A 16,852-nucleotide genomic window follows, 5' to 3' on the forward strand; every position below is an offset into this window, starting at 1 on the left:
CGTTGCAAATGCGCGCCGTAGCCGGAGCTACGGCTGTGCTTTGCGCCTTGCCGGCCGTGCTTCGGGACGCCCTTTCGGGCACGCCCCATTCCCTCCCAGCCTCTGAGCGGTCACAGCGTCTGGCGGTAGCGCTCGAGCATCTGTGCCTGCGTCTCGGCCGCGATCTCTTCGCCGCGGAATTCGCGGATCTGGTCGCGCATCATTTCGGTCATGCTGGGCAGGCTGGCGCGGTCCATGTGCTGCGCCGGGTCCCACAGCTTCGAGCGCATGAGCGCCTTGGCGCAGTGCAGGTACACCGCCTCCACCCGCAGGCGCAGCACCAGCCGCGGCACCCGGCCCGTGGGTTCGGTGCAGCGCTCGCGCAGCGCGGGGTCGACCGACAGCCAGGCGCGGCCGTTCACGCGCAGCGTCTCGTCCATGCCCGGCAGCAGAAACAGCAGGCCCACCGGCGCGCCGGCCGCACCGTGGCTCACGACGTTTTCCAGCGTGTCCAGCCGGTTGTTGCCCGGCGCATCGGGCAGCAGCAGGGTGTGCGCGTCGGGTGCCCGCACAAAGCCCGCGGCGCCGCCGCGCGGCGACGCATCGTGCGCGCCGGTGCGGGCGTGGCCGCTGCCCACCACCACAAAGGGCGACAGGCCCACCAGGCGTGTGGCGTGCGCGTCCAGTTGCGGCATTTCTTTTTTTGCCGATCGCTCGCGCACCGGGTCGTAGAGGGCGCGCAAGGCATCGAGGTCGGTGATGTCGGTCATGTTCGATAGGAGGGCGGAGGGCTGGGGCGGGTGTGTCGGTGGCTCGATGATGGTTCGCGCCCGCGGGCCTGTCCAGCCGCCTGCGCACCGCCCGCCGCACGCGAGGGGCATGGTGCGCTGCGCCTTGGCAGCGGCCGGGGGCGTGCCTATCATGGCCGCAAGGCAGCGCCTGGGCGGGCGCCGCCGCGATCCAGCGCACTGGATGGAGGGCCGCGACATGAACGATGTGGACCAGCTCCCCGCCGTCAAACACGGCCTGTGGTTCTACGCGGGCCTGACCACCTGCCACGTGCGCATCCTGCGCCACCACACCCTCTACGGCACGGGTGATGCCGATGACCCGCCCGAGATCGCGGCCGACCGCGAGGTGGAGTGTTTCTACATCCGCTTCGAACGCCCCCACGCGGGCGCTGGCTGGATCGACGGGGGGACCGCGCTCTCGCTGCGCGAGGCCATGTTCCTGGCCCAGCAGCGCCTGGGGCCGGTGGTCAGCTGGAGCGACTGAAATGTCGCCCCCACGCTCCGCCGCTGCGCGGGTCGCTGCCCCCCAGGGGGGCTGGTCCAGCCTTGGGGCGGCCCGGCGGCTGGCCCGGCTTCAGCCGGCCGTGGCCATCACAGGCCGCACCAGATAGATGGCCGATCCGGCGGCCCAGTCCACCAGGCGGTCGATGTTGGGGTGCTTGCCCGGGTTCGCGCGCGCATCGGCCGTGTGTTCGGCGTACCAGTCCAACCCCAGCGCGGCGGCCGCGGGCGTGATGGCGCCGCCGTGCTGCTGCGCCAGCGCGTGGTACACCGCCAGCGATCCGGCCTGGCCCGGTTTGTTTTCGATGGTGGCCACGGTCTGGCCGCTGGCGTCCAGCAGCTGCAGGGCGGCCAGGTGGTGCACGGCGGGCAGGGTTTTCAGGCGTTCGGCGAAGTTCATGGTGCGGTGGTGGGGGTGGGCGGCAAAGGCGGCGATGTTGCCAGATCGGCCACCGCCACAATGCGGGTGGGCCGCCCGCGGCATCCGGCCGCCCCATGGCCACCGCCGCGGACAACGGAAACCCGAACAATTGGAATCTGACCCCCAATCGCGTTGGAATCTGACCCCCAATCGCGACCCGCAGCCACCCGTGGTCGCTCGGCCGCCGCCGCGGGCAAGGGGAACCCGGAAAATTGGAATCTGACCCTCAATCGTGACCCTCAATCGCGTGACCCCCAGTCGCGCTGATCGAACAGCTATTCGACATGACCGAACTTCAACGCTTTTATCCCATCGGCACACCGGGCCAGGCCTGGGGGCCGGCCGAGGTGGCGCAGTGGCGTGCGCGGCAGCGGCGCCAGCGTTCATACGCCGCTGATGTGCTGCGCCGCACCGACGCGCTGCGGGACCGCCTGGACGTGCGGACCTACGGCGAGGTGGTGCACGGCGATGACCGTTACCCCCTGGTGGCGCTGCGCAACCGCTGGCAGGCCGGGTGCCCCACCGTGCTCGTCACCGGCGGCGTGCACGGCTACGAAACCAGTGGCGTGCACGGTGCGCTGGGGTTCCTCGAACAGCAGGCCGCCGCCTACGAAGGCCGTGTCAACCTGCTGGTCGTGCCCTGCGTCAGCCCCTGGGCCTACGAACACATCCAGCGCTGGAACCACGACGCGGTGGACCCCAACCGCTCATTCCGCGCGCCCAGCCCGGCGCCCGAATCGGCCGCGCTCATGGCGCTGGTGGCGCCGCTGCTCGGCCGGTTCGCGGCCCACATCGACCTGCACGAAACCACCGACACCGACGAGAGCGAGTTCCGCCCCGCCAAGGCCGCGCGCGATGGCGAGGCCTTCACGCCCGGCACCATCCCCGACGGCTTCTACCTGGTGGACGACGCCGAACACCCGCAGCCCGCCTTCCAGCGGGCCATTGTCGACGCGGTCGAGCGTGTGACCCACATCGCCGAGGCCGACCACCAGGGCGAACTGATCGGCTCGCCCCTGGCGGCGCACGGCGTGATCCGCTACCCGCTGCGCGCGCTGGGCCTGTGCACCGGCCTCACCGGCGCGCGCTGCACCACCACCACCGAGGTCTACCCCGACAGCCCGCGCACCACGCCCGACGCGTGCAACCGCGCCCAGGCCGTGGCCGTCTGCGCCGCGCTGGACTTTCTGCTCGCTCAGGCCTGATCGGCCCCGGCCCGCCCGGCGCTGCCCTGCATCCAGCGCGACCAGTGGTCGATGCAGGCGCGCACCTTGGGCAGGCGGTGGCGCTCGGGCAGCATCACCGCGTAGATCGGCACCCGCCCACGGTCGAACCAGTCGTCCAGCAGCGGCACCAGTTCGCCGCGTTCCACAAACGGCTGGCTCACCACGTCGTTCAGCCGCGCAATGCCCACCCCCTGCAGCACCAGCGCCAGCGTGAGCGCGGTGTTGTCGCTGCGCGTGTGGCCGCGCGCCTGGTACACGCCGTCGCGGGGCTGCCCGGCGCCGGCGGCCCAGGGCCAGCGGTTGAGCTGGGGGCTGGCGCTGCTGATGATCAGGCGGTGCTGCGCCAGTTCGTCCGGGTGGTGCGGTGTGCCGAAGTGCCGCAGGTAGGCGGGCGCGGCCATCAGGCGCCGGCCATGTTCGGCCATGGGCAGGGCCACCAGGTTCTCGCCCGCCGGCGAGCCGGTGCGGATCGCCACGTCCACCCCGTCGCGCGCCATGTCGTTCAGCCGGTCGTCGGCCAGCACGTCCACCTGCAGGTCCGGGTGCGTGGCGTACAGCGACGGCAGGCTCGGCGCGATCACCGTCTCGGCCAGCACCGGGCTCACCGCCAGCCGCACCCAGCCGCTGGGGCCGCTGCGTTTGAGGTGCAGGGCCGCCGCCAGCTCGTCGCGCGTGTCCAGCAGGCGGCGCGCGTGGGCCGCAAAGGTGTCGCCCGCGTCGGTCAGGCTCAGGCCGTGCGTGGTCCGGTGCAGCAGGCGCACGCCCAGGCGCGCCTCCAGCCGCGCCAGCCCGCGCGAGACCTGGCTCACCGGTGCGTGGCGTTCGCGCGCTGCGGCCGACAGCGAGCCCAGTTCGGCCACCCGCAGGAAGAGGGCGGCTTCGTCCAGATCAAGGTTCATGGGGTCCCCCGGGGTGTGGCAGGCGGTGTTTTGCGAAATATGCAAAACCGATTGTCGTTCAAGGCGGTTTCCGTTCAATGGTTTTGCTGGAAAAGTGTGGTCATAGCCCCCCCCCCCATTGACCCACCCATCGACCCACCCCAGGAGCCCGCCATGACACCCGACCGCCTCGACGCCCTCACGCAAGCCCAACGGCATGCCCACCTGCACGCCCACCAACACGCCGCCGCCCGCCGCCAGGCACACGCCGACCGCAGCGAGGCGATCGACGACTTCTGGCGCGGCGCCGACGCCGTCTGGGCCCGCCTGCAGCAAGGCCTGGGCGAGCGCCTGCACCGCAGCGCGCGCCGCCTGCAGGCCCGGCTCGACCGCCACGCCGCCCGCTGCTGAACCCCATCGGAGCCCGCCCCATGCCGCTCGTCACCCTCACCCTGCGCCAGCGCCGGCCGGCCGTCTTCAAGGCCGCCGTGCTCGACGCCGTGCACGCGGCCCTGGTGCACACCGGGGTGCCCGCAGACGACCGCTTCCAGCGCGTGATCACGCTCGACGCGGCCGACGCCCACTTCGACCCCCACTACCCCGACCTGGCCCGTCCCCGCACCGCCGACGCGCTGCTGATCGAGATCCTCTGGTCGGTCGGGCGCAGCGTGAAGCTCAAGCGCGCCCTGCTGGCCGACCTGATGCAGCGCCTGGGCGCGCTGGGCATCGACACCGAACAGGTCATGGTCGTGCTGCAGGAAACCGCCTGGGAAAACTGGGCCTTTGCTGGCGGCCGGCAGCTCCACGCCTGAGCCCTGGCCCACGACCGCGCGCCATGGCCTGGCCCGGCGGGCGGCTGCGCTACATTCGCGCGATGCCCCGCCGCCCCGCACCGCCTTCGCCCGGCCGCATCCTGCTGACCGGCTTCGACGCCTTCAACGGCGCCCGCGTCAACCCCAGCTGGCTGGCGGTGCAGGCGCTGCACAACCGGCAGATCGGCGGGCGGCGCATCGTCGCGGCGCAGCTGCCCACCGTGTTCGGTGACTCGCTGCGCACGCTCGACACCCTGCTCGACCAACTGCGCCCCGAGCTCGTGGTCTGCGTCGGTCAAGCCGGTGGGCGCGGCGCCCTGTCGCTCGAACGCGTGGCCATCAACGTCAACGACGCGCCCATTCCCGACAACGCGGGCACCCAGCCGGTGGACACGCCCGTGGCGCCCGGCGCGCCCGCCGCCTACTTCAGCAGCCTGCCCATCAAGGCCGCGCTGGCGGCCCTGCACCGCGAAGGCCTGCCCGCCGAGGTGTCGCAGACCGCCGGCACCTTTGTCTGCAACCACGTCTTCTACGGCCTGATGCACCGCCTGGCCAGCCACCCCAGGCTGCGGCACACGCGCGGCGGTTTCGTGCACGTGCCCTGGCTGCCCGAACAGGGCAGCCCCGCCATGGCGCTGGCGGATGTGGTGCGCGGCCTGCGCACCGTGCTGCGCGCCGCCCTGGCCAGCCCCGGCGCAGCGGCCCACGCCCCGGCCGGCGGCGGCGCCACGCACTGACACTCAGACCGACACCGAAGCCGGCTCAGAGGCTGAGAGGGAATGGGGCGTGCCCGAAAGGGCACCCCAAAGCGCTGGCGGCAAGGCGCAAAGCACAGCCGTCGCTCGGGCTACGGCGCGCATTTGCAACGCAGCCGGCGGTGGTTTGGGGTGTCAAGGCGGGCATGACCGATTTCCTCTCAGCCTCTCAGCCCGCGGCCAGCAACTGGTCCGGCCCCAGGTGCCGGTACAGGTAGGCCGGCCCGTGGCGGTAGCTGATCTCGCGTTCCAGCGTCGCGCCCAGGCGCCGCGCCACCGCCTGCGACGCGGTGTTGTGCACCGACACCACGCTCACCGCCGTGGTCCAGCCAAAGTCCTCGTACGCCGCCCGCAGCGCGCGGCGCGCGCCCTCGGTGGCAAAGCCCTGGCCGTGTGCGCCCGGCACCAGCGCCCAGGTGATCTCTGGTTCGGCCCAGCCTTCGGGGTACCACAGGCCCGACAGGCCCACGTAGGCGCCGGTGGCCCGGTCTTCCAGCGCCCAGGGCCCATAGCCGCGCAGCAGCCAGTGGCCCGAGTACACGGCGAACTTGCGCCATGCTTCTTCGCGCCCGCAGGGGCCGCCGTAATAGGCCGAGACCGGGTCGGCAAAAAAGGCCGCCATGGGTTCGAAATCCGCCGGCCGGAACGCGCGCAAGTTCAGGCGGGGCGAGGTGAGGGTGGGGATCGGGTGGGTGTTCATCCGGTGAATTGGCGGGTTTTCAGGGGCTTCATGCGCATTTTGGCGCCGGACCGGGCTTCGTATCCTGCAAGGAGCCCCCACCGGAGAACCCCATGAGCCTGCACAGTCCGCTGAACGACGTCACCGAGCGCACCCAGCTCACCAGCAACAACCAGTTCGAGCTGATGCTGTTCCGCCTGGGCCAGGCGCCCGACAGCGACCGCCGCGAGCTGTTCGGCATCAACGTCTTCAAGGTGCGCGAGATCATGGTGATGCCCACCATCACCGCCATGTTCAACGCTCCGCCCAACGTGATGGGCGTGGCCAACATCCGCGGCCAGATCATCCCCGTCATCGACCTGCCCGCCGTCGTGGGCTGCACCCCGCTGCGCGGCCACGGCATCCTGCTGGTGACCGAATACGCCCGCACCACCCAGGCCTTTGCGGTGGAAGAGGTCGACGAAATCGTGCGCCTGGACTGGAGCCGCGTGCTCGCCGCCGAAGGCAACGGCGGCAACCTCGTCACCAGCATCGCCAAGATCGACGGCGACGCCGACACCTCGCGCCTGGTGCAGGTGCTCGACGTGGAACAGATCCTGCGCAACGTCATGCCGTCGGCGTGCGCCGACATCACCGCCGAAGACGTGGGCGACGCCATCCGCCTGCCGCCGGGCGCCTTCATCCTCGCGGCGGACGACTCCCCGGTCGCCCGCATGATGATCGAACAGGGCCTGGGCGCCATGGGCGTGAACCACGTCATGACCAAGACCGGCCAGGAAGCCTGGGAACGCCTGCAGGCCATCGAAACCGAGGCCCAGGCCGAAGGCAAGACCGCGCGGGACAAGGTCGCCGTGGTGCTGACCGACCTGGAAATGCCCGTCATGGACGGCTTCACCCTCACGCGCAACATCAAGCAGGACCCGCGCTTTCGCGACATCCCGGTGGTCATCCACTCGTCGCTGACGGGCACCACCAACGAAGCCCACGTGCAGTCCGTCGGTGCCGACGCCTACGTGGCCAAGTTCGAGGCGTCCGAGCTGGCCGACGCGCTGCGCAAGGTCATCCGGAACTGAGCCGGCCGGCACCGATTTCCCCGCGACAGCCGGGGCATGGCCGCGGGCCTACCATGCGGCCATGAACGACGACCACACCCCGCCCAAGACCGCCCCCTACACCCCGCCCGCCGTCTGGACCTGGGACCAGGCCAACGGCGGCCAGTTCGCCAGCATCAACCGCCCCATCGCCGGCCCCACGCACGACAAGGCCCTGCCCGTCGGCCAGCACCCGCTGCAGCTGTATTCCATGGGCACGCCCAACGGCGTGAAAGTGACCGTGATGCTCGAAGAGCTGCTGGAACTGGGCCACGCCGGCGCCGAATACGACGCCTGGCTCATCAAGATCGGCGAGGGCGACCAGTTCTCCAGCGGCTTCGTCGACGTCAACCCCAACTCCAAGATCCCGGCCCTGCTGGACCGCAGCACCGAACCGCCCACCCGCGTGTTCGAGTCCGGCGCCATCCTGCTCTACCTGGCCGAAAAGTTCGGCGCCTTCCTGCCCCAAGGCCACGCCGCGCGCACCGAAACCCTCAACTGGCTGTTCTGGCAGATGGGTTCAGCCCCCTTCCTGGGCGGCGGCTTCGGCCACTTCTACGCCTACGCGCCCGAGAAGTTCGAATACCCCATCAACCGCTACGCCATGGAGACCAAGCGCCAGCTCGACGTGCTCAACCGCCACCTGGCCACACGCACGTACATGGCCGGTGACGACTACAGCATCGCCGACATCGCCATCTACCCCTGGTACGGCTGGCTGGTCGAAGGCAAGCTCTACAGCGCGGGCGAATTCCTGTCGGTGCACGAATACCCCCACGTGCAGCGCTGGGCCAAAGCCATCGGCGAACGCCCGGCCGTCCGGCGCGGCCGCCGCATCAACCGCACCTGGGGCGAAGAGGCCGATCAGGTGCCCGAGCGGCACTGAAGCGGCGCTCCCGCGCGGCAAGGCCGGTGCGTGCAGGCCGCGCGGACCCGATGGCCGTCGAGGTTGACCGGGACGGTGCCTCACCGGTCAGCGGTGCCAGTTTCAGTTTCATCCTGGTAGAGGAACTCAAAGCGCATCGATTTGGCGGCCTGGTGCAACCGGATGTGCTTTCTCTGCCCATCGTGGCCAAAAAGCATTTGTTCCGTGGGAATCCACAAGGCAACCGAACCCAGAATGCCGACGCTGTTGGACAGCAAAGTGCTGAGAGACGGGTTCCAGGCGGTTTGTTGTCCCAGGTAGTAGCCCATTGCCAGAGAAATCCCCAGCAAGGCCAGACCGATGACGAAATTGATGCGGTTGCTTCGCACGTTGGCGCGCAGCTGGGCCTGCGTGGTGCGGATGACATCGTCGCAATACCGCGAAATCGCCTCGTTCAGATGGGCCGCCCTGTGGTCGTGCTGCAAGGCTTTTGGAAAGACGAACGCGGCCCGGCAGTCGTCGAGCAATCGGCCATCGGTGCGGCACCGGGTGAGCAATTGCGCCAGGCCACTCTGGCTGTTGTAGCGACGGTCGAATGCGTTGTGATTCGGTGCAACAAACAGGTGATCAAAATCAGGCAGATGAATCTGAAGGGACACGCGCAGGCTCCTGATGCAGACGGGGCAGGGGGACGGATGGCCGATGTTGAAGGGCACCGGCGTCGGTGGTGACCCAAAGGCCCGTACCATTTTCCGGTACGTCGGGCCTGCCGGTGTCGCATCGAAACAGGGCACGGTGCTGGGCCAACCACGGCGCTGCGTTCAGGCCTGCCACACCCCGAACCCGGCCGAGCGCAGGTCGATGCCGATCTCGATTTCGCGCTCCACCGCGTCCTCGTAGCGCATCGGGTTGAAACCTTCGTACAGGTCCGGCAGCAGGCGCAGGCCGTACTTCGTCACATAGGCGTTGGCCTGGATGCCGGCCTTGTGCTTGTCAAAACGCACATCCGGGTCCAGCCCCGTCATGCCCACGTACACACAGGGCTTGCCGGCCACGTAAGCCGGGTTGCATTTGCGAAAGCGCGGCTCCTGCAGCACGTCCGGGTGCAGTTCGATCACGTAGACGTGGTGGTGGGCGCGGCGGCGGCGGGGCATGGAGACTTCTGAAGCAGTAACCTGGCGCCACCAGGTGGCCCAAGACGGCCGTCATTTACACAGCCAACAAGCCCCGCTGAGTTCTCAAACCGGGCAGATCAGAGGTGACCGTGGCCCAAACGATGTCCAGGTCCACAGTGAAATAGCCATGCGCCAGCGCATTGCGCATCTCGTAAGCAAAGCCCCATGGCACCTGCGGGTGCTGCTGCGCAAAAGCCGGGTCGTGCTTGACCACGTTGTTGCAGGCCTCGCCGACGATCTCCAGGTTGCGGATCACGGCGTCCTGCGTCTTGCGATCAGCCTTGAAGCCAGTGGCGTCCATGCCAGCCGTGTCACTCTGGATGTTGTCGATCGCTTCGATGATGTGGCCGAGATGGTCGGCCGTTCGCCGCGGCTTGTTTCGCGTCACAGGCGCACCGCCTCGCGCAGCACCTGCTCGCGAAAGCTGGCTGGCAGCCCATTGGGTGTCAACACGTCCACCTCGATACCGAGCAAGGCTTTCAGCTCATGGCGAATGGCGCCAATGTCCAGCAGCGTGGTCGCTGGGGTCGGCTCCACCAACACGTCCAGATCGCTGCCTTCCACGTCATCCCCATGAATGGCCGAGCCGAACACGCTCACACCCGACACGCGGTGGCGCAGGGCAATCTCGCGGATCTGCAAGCGGTGCAGGTTGAGGGCTTGGGACGGGCGCATGGGGCCTAGTGTAGGTGGCGGCCTGCTGGTGGTAAACCGCCGAGCGGTTGAGTGCGGCCCACCGCGAAGGGCACGCCTGGGCCGACATGGCCATCCTCTGCCGCCACCACAGCGAGGGACATGTGCGCCGGGGGCGAAGACGGGCGAGAGGAAGCGCGGCTGTTTTGTGTGGGGGCTACGGAAGAGACGCAGCGGTTAGTGACTGGGGCGAGTGGGGAGGGGAAGCTTGCGGCGCGTTTATAGGCAAAAGGCATGACCTGACCCCGTCGTCCGGAGCGCGGAACCCTGGCGGCTGGCGCGCGTCCCACCCCGTCTGTTCCATTCAAAGCGAAGCCTTTCCCATGCTCCAACCCCTGCGGCAACTGCTGAACACCTTCCTGTCCATCGACCCGACGCAATCGGCCGCCGACGCTGAAAAAGCGCTGCACCTGGCCACCGCCGTGCTGCTGGTGGAGGTGATGCGCGCCGACCAGAACCACCCCGAAGCCGAGCAGCAAGCCGTGATCCGGGCGCTGCACGAGCGCTTTGACCTCTCGCCCGCCAGCGTGGCCGACCTCATGGCCCTGGCCCACGAAACGGCCCGCACCGCCAACGACTTCCACGCCTTCACCAGCCAGCTCAACGACCGCTTCACCCAGCCGCAGAAAGTGCTGCTGGTCGAATCGCTCTGGCAGGTGGCCTACGCAGACGCCCACCTCGACGCGCACGAAAACCACGTCATCAGCAAAGTGGCCGGCCTGCTGCACGTGACCCACGGCGAATACATCGCCGCCAAGCTGCGCGCCAAAGCCGCGGCGCCGGGCCAGGGCGCCGGGACCCCATAAAAAGGCTGCGGGACCTTTGCAGGAGCGGTTCCTGCACGGCCTGTTCACCCGGTATTCAAGGCGGTGGCTGCACCATGACTTCACCGCCGACCTTTCGGCAGCTCCAAGTCTTCTACTTCAACTCGTCCAGCAAGCACTGCACCGCGGCCAGCAGCCCCGGCAGCGCGTTCTGCGCGATGTTCCAGACAGTGTCCGGATTGACCGTTGCATAGCCGTGGATCAGCTGGTTGCGAAAGGCCACGATCTGCGGCACGTCCGGGATGCGGGCGGCCATGGTCGCATCCAACTTTGCCAACTGGTTGAGCGCCTCGCCGATGACCTCGAACTTGCGCTCTACTGCGGCTTGCACCATCTCGTTGCCGACATAGGCCTTGCTGTCCAGCCCTGTGGTGAACGACTGGATCGCCTGCGCCGCCTCGCGCACATCCCAAAGGAAGGCGCGCGGGTCACGCTGCATACACGGGCTCGCGGTGCCGGTTGATGCTGGCCAGCACATACGGGTTGCGCACCGCGCCGGGCTCCACCAGGTCCACACCCCGGCCCAGCAACTGCTCCAGCTCGGCCTTGGCGCCGTAGAAGCTGCGCAGGTCCGGCCTGGCGTCCGCCGCGAACTCCACCAGAAAGTCCGCGTCGCTGGTATCGGCCACAAAGTCGTCGCTCCGCGCGGCCGAGCCAAACACCTCCAGCCGGCGGATGCCGTAGCGCTGGCAGATGGCCGCGATGGACGCGCGGTGTTGGGCAATGGCGGGGTGCATGGGCGCGAGTGTACCGATGGGCTCTGGTGAGAGCGAGTGCGTTCATGCCCAGGTGGCTGAGCTGCTGCCCACCGCCCACCGCGGACGCCACGCCTGGGCCGACATGGCCATCCTATGCCGCCACCACAGCGAAATGGACATGTGCGCCGAGTTCCTGCGCAAACGCAAGCTGCCGCACCAGCTGCGCCGGAACTCGTCCAGCGTGTTCGACCCCGCGCACGACAGCATCAAGGTGATGACGCTGCACGTCAGCAAAGGGCTGGAGTTCCCGGTGGTGGCGCTGGTCGGCGCCGGGCGCATGCCCGCCGAGGGCGAAGACGAGCGCGAGGAAGCGCGGCTGTTCTATGTGGGGGCTACGCGGGCGACGCAGCGGTTGGTGACTGGGGCGAGTGGGGAGGGGAAGCTTGCGGCGCGTTTATAGGCAAAAGGCAAGACCTGACCCCGTCGTCAGACCCCGTCGTCATGACCCCGTCGTCAAGACCTGACCCCGTCGTCTTGACCCCTTCGTCTCGTGCGGCGAGTTCTGCAGTTGATGGGTTAAGCGCGGGGGGCTGTTCCCGATCGCGATGGGTCAACCCAGGAACATCTTGATGATGTTGAAGACGAACAGCAACAAGGCAGAGCCTGCCAACACCCGGTTGACCCACACCCAGTAGCTGATGGTTGCATCCAGCAAAAGCGCTTCCGTGCTGAACAACCAGCGGTTGTACAGCCAGTTGTTTTTGGGCGTGTTGTTGGCAAAAAGGTGGGGCGAGCCCAGCTTGGCGAAGGTGACAGGGTGGCGGCTCTCCAGTTTGCTGACCAGAACCTGAGTCGAGGCCAAACCAACGATGGTGATGGCAAAGAGAATCCAGAAGCTGAGAGGTGCTTTTTCCATTGGATGGATCGGTTTGAAAGTCGATCAGTGGGTTTGAAAGGAATTGATTGAAATCTGACCCCGAATATCTTTAGGCAATAGGCAAGACCTGGCACCAATGCTCACGCCCCCTTGCGGGTCGCCTGTGACCACTAACAGTGGTGAAGGTTTGCGGCTCTTCTTAGATCGGATGAAAGTCCTGCGGCCAAAGAAAGTAAGGGCCAAACCGGGACTTCGCCACAAACTCCACGCCCGCCTTTTCGCCCTTGGCGGTCATGACGTGCTTGTCACCGTCCAGCGCCAGAAAGCCTTGCTCGGCGGCGCGGTCCATGAACTGGGCGGTCTTCATGCCCAGCTTGGCGGCGATCTTGGATGAGGTCAGTTTGTCGCCGGCTGGCTCGGCTTCGGTACCCTTGTCGGCTTCGGTGGCGGGAGCCTCGGGTTCGTTCGACACGCGCTCCAGCGAAATGCGCACTTCGTCGCTGATGCGGATGATGCGTTGTGCCTCTTCGTAGGCGTCTTTGTAGAGCTGGCTGTCTTCTCCGCGCTGAATCAGGATGCCCATCTCGTTGTTGTTCACCTGGCTGAACTCGTAGAGGTTCAGGCTGGTGATGATGCACATCTCTTCGTTCATGTAGCACTTGGCGTGCAGGTTTTTGCAGAAGCTGGTGCGGATGTAGGTCAGGCCGCGCAGCCACTCGATTTCCTGTGGCTGCAACTCGCTCTTGCCGTAGACGATGCGCACGTCGATCTTCAAACGGTTCTTGTCCGCCAGAAGCTCCTTCATGCGGTCATTGAGCTTCAAAAAGGGGCTGATCAGGATCAGACGGTCGGATGCGCCTTTGATCAACTCTTCCAGATGGTAATTGGTGCCGGTGGTGGATAGAAACTTGGCCATCTATTTTTTCTCCCTTGAAACAGGAAATTTGCCGCTCGCCTGATAAAAATCTAACTCCGAGGGGCAACTAAGACAAAAGGCAAGACCTGACCCTGTTGCCCACTTTTACTGTTCAGTCGTTGTCGTGCCGCCTAGCAACTTATTGTGATTGTCGTAGATTTCGTCCACCGTCTTTCTGGGCGGTCTTGAATGATAAATGGTTGCGATGTTTTCAAATGTTATGTTGGTTAGTGCCTTAATAGACTTTTCGTAGTGATTGTGTTGGAGGTGAAAGAGTTCGTAGGCCTGTCGGAAAGTGGATATTCTTTTTGCGCTGCATGACAGCTCCAGTATTTCGAGAATCATGCTATCAAGATAATCGTGTGCATTTTCTATTAGTGTCGAGAGATAGCTTGGTGTTCTTCCTGAGTGAACTAGCAGATTTCGGGTTCGATATATTCTCCTGATCTGCCATTCAACTTTTTTCTTGTGCTCGCCAAGCAGATTTTGAACCTTGTCTTTGCTGCTGAAAATTTCTGATAGGAAAAATATTCTATGGCGTAACAATGGAAAATCGTCAAGCTTTGAATAAAGCTCTTTTCTGAGTTCTTCGTGCTCAGGGCTTAGTAGCATTAGAACTTTGATGGCGGACCACTCGTCAGACTCATGAGAAATCTTTTTGAGAGTTTGTCGGGTTACTTTCTTGTTCCATTCAAGTAGATCGCGCAGTAGATTTTTGATCAGTCTTCTGATGTAGGTCAGCATTAGCAATGGCGATGCTGTTTGGATTATGTTGTTTATTTTGTTCCTTGAGGGTTCTGACGGAATTATGCTTTCAATGCATATCCAAAGGTTCAAAATCTGGGTTTCGGGTGCATCCTGAAGGGCGCACAGACCATGCAAATCAACTATTCGATCAAACCTCTCCCGGTCATTTCCATCTGTTATCGACATGTTCTCTAGCATAAATTGAAGCCTGGAGGCTGCAATGCCGGGGCGCAAGTCTGAGATCATTTGAACGGAGCTTTTTGGGCTTATTGCAATAACAGGGCTCTCAAGGCAGCATTGAGTAACTATGGTTGTGGGTGACCAAGTTATTGGCTTCTTGTGAGAATAGAGCAATATTAAATCGCGTACTCTGTCGAGGATCTGTTCTGCTTCTCTTCTGCCAGAATGTATGTCGAATGAGTTGATGTTGGATACCTTTATAAGTATCTCATCTGCTTCTGCTTTAAATTGGTGTTCTTCTGCGATTTGAATGAGATCTTCAGGTAGCGCTTCCAAGATCTCCATGCTGAATAGGCTGAGTGTGCTGGAGAACTTTGATAGATCTTTTTTTGCAATAAAGTAAACTTCAAAGCTATGAATTACCGGCATGCATGCGAGAAAAAATCTCTTTGCATCTTCTGTGCTGGTTACGGGGTGGTTGCTAAAGAAAAACTTTTCCGTGGTCTGAAATAGGTGTTTTTTTGTGACCCCGAGATTTGTGAGTGTGGTAACCCATGTGCGAGATAATCGATTAATATCATTCTTTTTATTATTGTTGAGTGCGATGAGTAAATCTTCTTGGACTCTGAGCAGGTAGATGTCTGGCTGAATTGATTTTTGAATTATTTCTAGTAAATTTCGTTGTTTGTGTAATTGATTCTTGGCCTCTTCTCCGAGAAAAAAAGATGATACATCTAGGCCTATTAACTGCTTTGCTGCAGGATCATTTCTGATAGACCACTCAAGTTCCTCTAGCACGTGAATGAGGTTTTGAGCATCAATGCTCCCTGCTTCGATTTCTGTTATTAGATCCAGTGCTTCTTTGCACAGAAAAGGCGGGTTGAGTGCTGGAGACTTGTAGGTGTCAAGTGTGTAGTCAAATAGCAGTTCATCCAGTCTTTGGGCAAAGAATAGCAGCGCCTCTAAGGCTGTAATGTCGGACCAATTGCTAATATTTTTTAGTTTCATTGTTCTGCTCCCTGTAGCTTTGTTATTTACCCCAAGAATCCTTCAACCCCGTCACCCGGTTAAACACCGGCTTCACCCCCGCCACGTGATCCACACGATCCGCCACAAAGTACCCAAACCGCTCGAACTGAAACTTCTGATCCGACTTTGCGGCAGCCAGTGAGGGCTCCACGTAGGCGGTCACCACCTTCAGGCTGTTGGGGTTCAGGGCTTCGATGAAGTCTTTGCCGCCGGCGTCGGGGTTGGGGTCGCTGAACAGGCGGTCGTACAGGCGCACTTCGGCGCTCACGCCGCTGGCCACGCTCACCCAGGTGATGGCGGCTTTGGCTTTCACGCTGTCGGCGCCGGGGGTGCCGCTCTTGGTGCCGGGGATCACTTTGGCGTGCACTTCGGTCACCTTGCCGTCCGCGTCCCTGGCGCAGCCGGTGCATTCGATGACGTAGCCGCCTTTGAGGCGCACGACGTTGCCGGGGAACAGGCGCTTGTAGCCCTTGGGCGGCACTTCTTCAAAGTCTTCGCGCTCGATCCAGACCTCTTTGCCGATCTTGAACACGCGGTCGGGCGGGGGCGTCTGACCTTCGGGGATGGCGTGGTGGGGCAGGGCGGGCTGGGTGCAGTCTTCGGTGTAGCCGTCGCTGCCAAAGGCTTCGGCCCAGTTAGTCAGCACCAACTTGACGGGGTCGAGAACGGCCATGCCGCGGTGGGCCTTGTTTTCCAGGTCTTCGCGCAGGCAACCTTCGAGCGTGCTGTAGTCGATCCAGGAATCGCTCTTGGTGACGCCGATGCGTTCGGCAAACAGCTGGATGCTCTCGGGCGTATAGCCGCGGCGGCGCAAGCCGACGATGGTGGGCATGCGCGGGTCGTCCCAGCCGCTGACTTTGTGGTCGTACACGAGCTGGGCGAGCTTGCGCTTGCTGGTGATGACGTAGGTGAGGTTGAGGCGGGCAAATTCGTACTGGCGCGGCGCGGGGTTGGCCAGCAAACCGCCTTCGCACAGGCGCTCCATCAGCCAGTCGTAGAAGGGGCGCTGGTCTTCAAATTCCAGCGTGCAGATGCTGTGGGTGATCTGCTCCAGCGCGTCCTCGATGGGGTGCGCGAAGGTGTACATGGGGTAGATGCACCACTTGTCGCCGGTGTTGTGGTGCGTGGCGCGGCGGATGCGGTAGATCGCCGGGTCGCGCAGGTTGATGTTGGGCGAGGCCATGTCGATCTTGGCGCGCAGCACCATGCTGCCGTCTTCATGCGCGCCGTCGCGCATTTCGCGGAAGCGGGCCAGGTTTTCGGCGGGCGTGCGGCTGCGGAAGGGGCTGTCGACGCCGGGCTTGCCGAAGTCGCCGCGGGCGGCGCGCATCTGCTCGGCGGTCTGCTCGTCCACATAGGCGTGGCCGGCTTCGATCAGGTATTCCGCCGCGCGGTACATGAAGTCGAAGTAGTCGCTGGCCTGGAACAGGTGGTTCTGGCCGTTGGCTTCCCACTTGAAGCCAAGCCACTGCACCGCGTCGAGGATGGAGTTGACGTACTCGGTGTCTTCCTTCTCGGGGTTGGTGTCGTCAAAGCGCATGTGGCAGACGCCGCCGTAGTCGCGCGCCAGGCCGAAGTTCAGGCAGATGCTCTTGGCGTGGCCGACGTGCAGGTAGCCGTTGGGCTCGGGCGGGAAGCGGGTGCGGATCTTGGCCGGGTCGGGCTGGCCGGCGGCGTGGTGGGCGGCGTCGCCCGGGGTGCCGGCCCAGCGGCGC

At 64.5% G+C, this 16,852-nt stretch carries 23 protein-coding genes; 9 read left to right on the forward strand and 14 right to left on the reverse strand.

The features are described 5' to 3' along the window. Positions 1–110 precede the first annotated feature (110 nt). The gene (locus RMP09_RS20810) at positions 111–749 is read right to left on the reverse strand and encodes an MSMEG_1061 family FMN-dependent PPOX-type flavoprotein (RefSeq protein WP_310567883.1); all 639 of its coding nucleotides are present in this window, start codon (positions 747–749) and stop codon (positions 111–113) included. 217 nt (positions 750–966) lie between these two features. Between RMP09_RS20810 and RMP09_RS20815 the strand changes: the two genes are divergently transcribed. Beyond that, positions 967–1,254, forward strand: a complete 288-nt coding sequence (locus RMP09_RS20815; protein ID WP_310567884.1) for a hypothetical protein — start codon at positions 967–969, stop codon at positions 1,252–1,254. Between the two features lie 90 nt (positions 1,255–1,344). On the opposite strand, the gene RMP09_RS20820 is transcribed toward RMP09_RS20815, so the two are convergent. After that, complete coding sequence (locus RMP09_RS20820) at positions 1,345–1,671, reverse strand: DUF2322 family protein (protein ID WP_310567886.1); 327 nt, start codon at positions 1,669–1,671, stop codon at positions 1,345–1,347. Between the two features lie 305 nt (positions 1,672–1,976). Between RMP09_RS20820 and RMP09_RS20825 the strand changes: the two genes are divergently transcribed. Continuing rightward, on the forward strand, positions 1,977–2,897 hold the full coding sequence (locus RMP09_RS20825) for a M14 family metallocarboxypeptidase (RefSeq protein WP_310567887.1): 921 nt from the start codon (positions 1,977–1,979) through the stop codon (positions 2,895–2,897). On the opposite strand, the gene RMP09_RS20830 is transcribed toward RMP09_RS20825, so the two are convergent. Beyond that, a complete protein-coding gene (locus RMP09_RS20830; protein ID WP_310567888.1) occupies positions 2,888–3,817 on the reverse strand; it encodes a LysR family transcriptional regulator in 930 nt (309 codons plus the stop codon). The genes RMP09_RS20825 and RMP09_RS20830 overlap by 10 nt on opposite strands. Positions 3,818–3,970: 153 nt before the next feature. On the opposite strand from RMP09_RS20830, the gene RMP09_RS20835 reads away from it, so the two are divergent. The 3 genes from RMP09_RS20835 (at position 3,971) to pcp (ending at position 5,345) form a co-directional block, all read left to right on the forward strand. Then, entirely contained in the window at positions 3,971–4,207 is a 237-nt protein-coding gene (locus RMP09_RS20835; RefSeq protein WP_310567889.1) for a hypothetical protein, read from the forward strand. A 20-nt stretch (positions 4,208–4,227) separates the two neighbouring features. Continuing rightward, the gene (locus RMP09_RS20840; RefSeq protein ID WP_310567890.1) at positions 4,228–4,608 is read left to right on the forward strand and encodes a tautomerase family protein; all 381 of its coding nucleotides are present in this window, start codon (positions 4,228–4,230) and stop codon (positions 4,606–4,608) included. Positions 4,609–4,670: 62 nt separating this feature from the next. Next, entirely contained in the window at positions 4,671–5,345 is a 675-nt protein-coding gene (gene pcp / locus RMP09_RS20845) for a pyroglutamyl-peptidase I (protein WP_310567891.1), read from the forward strand. 187 nt (positions 5,346–5,532) lie between these two features. On the opposite strand, the gene RMP09_RS20850 is transcribed toward pcp, so the two are convergent. After that, complete coding sequence (locus tag RMP09_RS20850; protein ID WP_310567892.1) at positions 5,533–6,063, reverse strand: GNAT family N-acetyltransferase; 531 nt, start codon at positions 6,061–6,063, stop codon at positions 5,533–5,535. A 92-nt stretch (positions 6,064–6,155) separates the two neighbouring features. Here RMP09_RS20850 and RMP09_RS20855 point away from each other — a divergent pair, with 92 nt between their 5' ends. Together RMP09_RS20855 and yghU are read left to right on the forward strand one after the other, a co-directional pair. Next, positions 6,156–7,115 carry a chemotaxis protein gene (locus tag RMP09_RS20855; RefSeq protein ID WP_310567893.1) on the forward strand — a complete coding sequence of 320 codons (960 nt, stop codon included), beginning with the start codon at positions 6,156–6,158 and terminating at the stop codon, positions 7,113–7,115. A 61-nt stretch (positions 7,116–7,176) separates the two neighbouring features. Continuing rightward, positions 7,177–8,019: a glutathione-dependent disulfide-bond oxidoreductase gene (yghU, locus tag RMP09_RS20860; RefSeq protein ID WP_310567894.1), complete on the forward strand. Its 843-nt coding sequence runs from the start codon at positions 7,177–7,179 to the stop codon at positions 8,017–8,019. Positions 8,020–8,099: 80 nt separating this feature from the next. Here the strand turns inward: yghU and RMP09_RS20865 are convergent, their stop codons facing one another. The 4 genes from RMP09_RS20865 to RMP09_RS20880 all read right to left on the reverse strand — a co-directional run bounded on the left by RMP09_RS20865 (position 8,100) and on the right by RMP09_RS20880 (position 9,848). Continuing rightward, the gene (locus RMP09_RS20865; RefSeq protein WP_310567895.1) at positions 8,100–8,657 is read right to left on the reverse strand and encodes a hypothetical protein; all 558 of its coding nucleotides are present in this window, start codon (positions 8,655–8,657) and stop codon (positions 8,100–8,102) included. Positions 8,658–8,819: 162 nt separating this feature from the next. Then, the gene (locus tag RMP09_RS20870; protein ID WP_310567896.1) at positions 8,820–9,152 is read right to left on the reverse strand and encodes a hypothetical protein; all 333 of its coding nucleotides are present in this window, start codon (positions 9,150–9,152) and stop codon (positions 8,820–8,822) included. Between the two features lie 55 nt (positions 9,153–9,207). After that, positions 9,208–9,561, reverse strand: a complete 354-nt coding sequence (locus RMP09_RS20875) for a DUF86 domain-containing protein (RefSeq protein ID WP_310567897.1) — start codon at positions 9,559–9,561, stop codon at positions 9,208–9,210. Then, a complete protein-coding gene (locus RMP09_RS20880) occupies positions 9,558–9,848 on the reverse strand; it encodes a nucleotidyltransferase family protein (RefSeq protein ID WP_310567898.1) in 291 nt (96 codons plus the stop codon). Before RMP09_RS20880 ends, RMP09_RS20875 begins: the two co-directional genes overlap by 4 nt. Before the next feature lie 341 nt (positions 9,849–10,189). On the opposite strand from RMP09_RS20880, the gene RMP09_RS20885 reads away from it, so the two are divergent. Next, the gene (locus RMP09_RS20885) at positions 10,190–10,672 is read left to right on the forward strand and encodes a TerB family tellurite resistance protein (RefSeq protein ID WP_310567899.1); all 483 of its coding nucleotides are present in this window, start codon (positions 10,190–10,192) and stop codon (positions 10,670–10,672) included. A gap of 112 nt (positions 10,673–10,784) precedes the next feature. On the opposite strand, the gene RMP09_RS20890 is transcribed toward RMP09_RS20885, so the two are convergent. Both RMP09_RS20890 and RMP09_RS20895 read right to left on the reverse strand, forming a co-directional pair. Continuing rightward, on the reverse strand, positions 10,785–11,129 hold the full coding sequence (locus tag RMP09_RS20890; protein WP_310567900.1) for a DUF86 domain-containing protein: 345 nt from the start codon (positions 11,127–11,129) through the stop codon (positions 10,785–10,787). Next, complete coding sequence (locus RMP09_RS20895) at positions 11,119–11,427, reverse strand: nucleotidyltransferase family protein (RefSeq protein ID WP_310567901.1); 309 nt, start codon at positions 11,425–11,427, stop codon at positions 11,119–11,121. Before RMP09_RS20895 ends, RMP09_RS20890 begins: the two co-directional genes overlap by 11 nt. A 52-nt stretch (positions 11,428–11,479) precedes the next feature. Here RMP09_RS20895 and RMP09_RS20900 point away from each other — a divergent pair, with 52 nt between their 5' ends. Beyond that, positions 11,480–11,848, forward strand: coding sequence for a 3'-5' exonuclease (locus RMP09_RS20900; RefSeq protein WP_310567902.1), 369 nt, complete (start codon positions 11,480–11,482; stop codon positions 11,846–11,848). Between the two features lie 150 nt (positions 11,849–11,998). Here the strand turns inward: RMP09_RS20900 and RMP09_RS20905 are convergent, their stop codons facing one another. From RMP09_RS20905 to RMP09_RS20920, 4 genes are all read right to left on the reverse strand, one after another. After that, a complete protein-coding gene (locus RMP09_RS20905) occupies positions 11,999–12,304 on the reverse strand; it encodes a hypothetical protein (RefSeq protein WP_310567903.1) in 306 nt (101 codons plus the stop codon). A 160-nt stretch (positions 12,305–12,464) separates the two neighbouring features. After that, positions 12,465–13,181, reverse strand: a complete 717-nt coding sequence (locus RMP09_RS20910) for a phospholipase D family protein (RefSeq protein WP_310567904.1) — start codon at positions 13,179–13,181, stop codon at positions 12,465–12,467. Positions 13,182–13,286: 105 nt separating this feature from the next. Then, a complete protein-coding gene (locus tag RMP09_RS20915; protein WP_310567905.1) occupies positions 13,287–15,116 on the reverse strand; it encodes a hypothetical protein in 1,830 nt (609 codons plus the stop codon). A 22-nt stretch (positions 15,117–15,138) separates the two neighbouring features. Continuing rightward, a partial coding sequence (locus tag RMP09_RS20920; RefSeq protein ID WP_310567906.1) for a glutamine--tRNA ligase/YqeY domain fusion protein occupies positions 15,139–16,852 on the reverse strand: 1,714 nt, incomplete at its 5' end.

The organism is Hydrogenophaga sp. (genome assembly GCF_031426985.1).
Lineage (GTDB): Bacteria > Pseudomonadota > Gammaproteobacteria > Burkholderiales > Burkholderiaceae_C > Hydrogenophaga.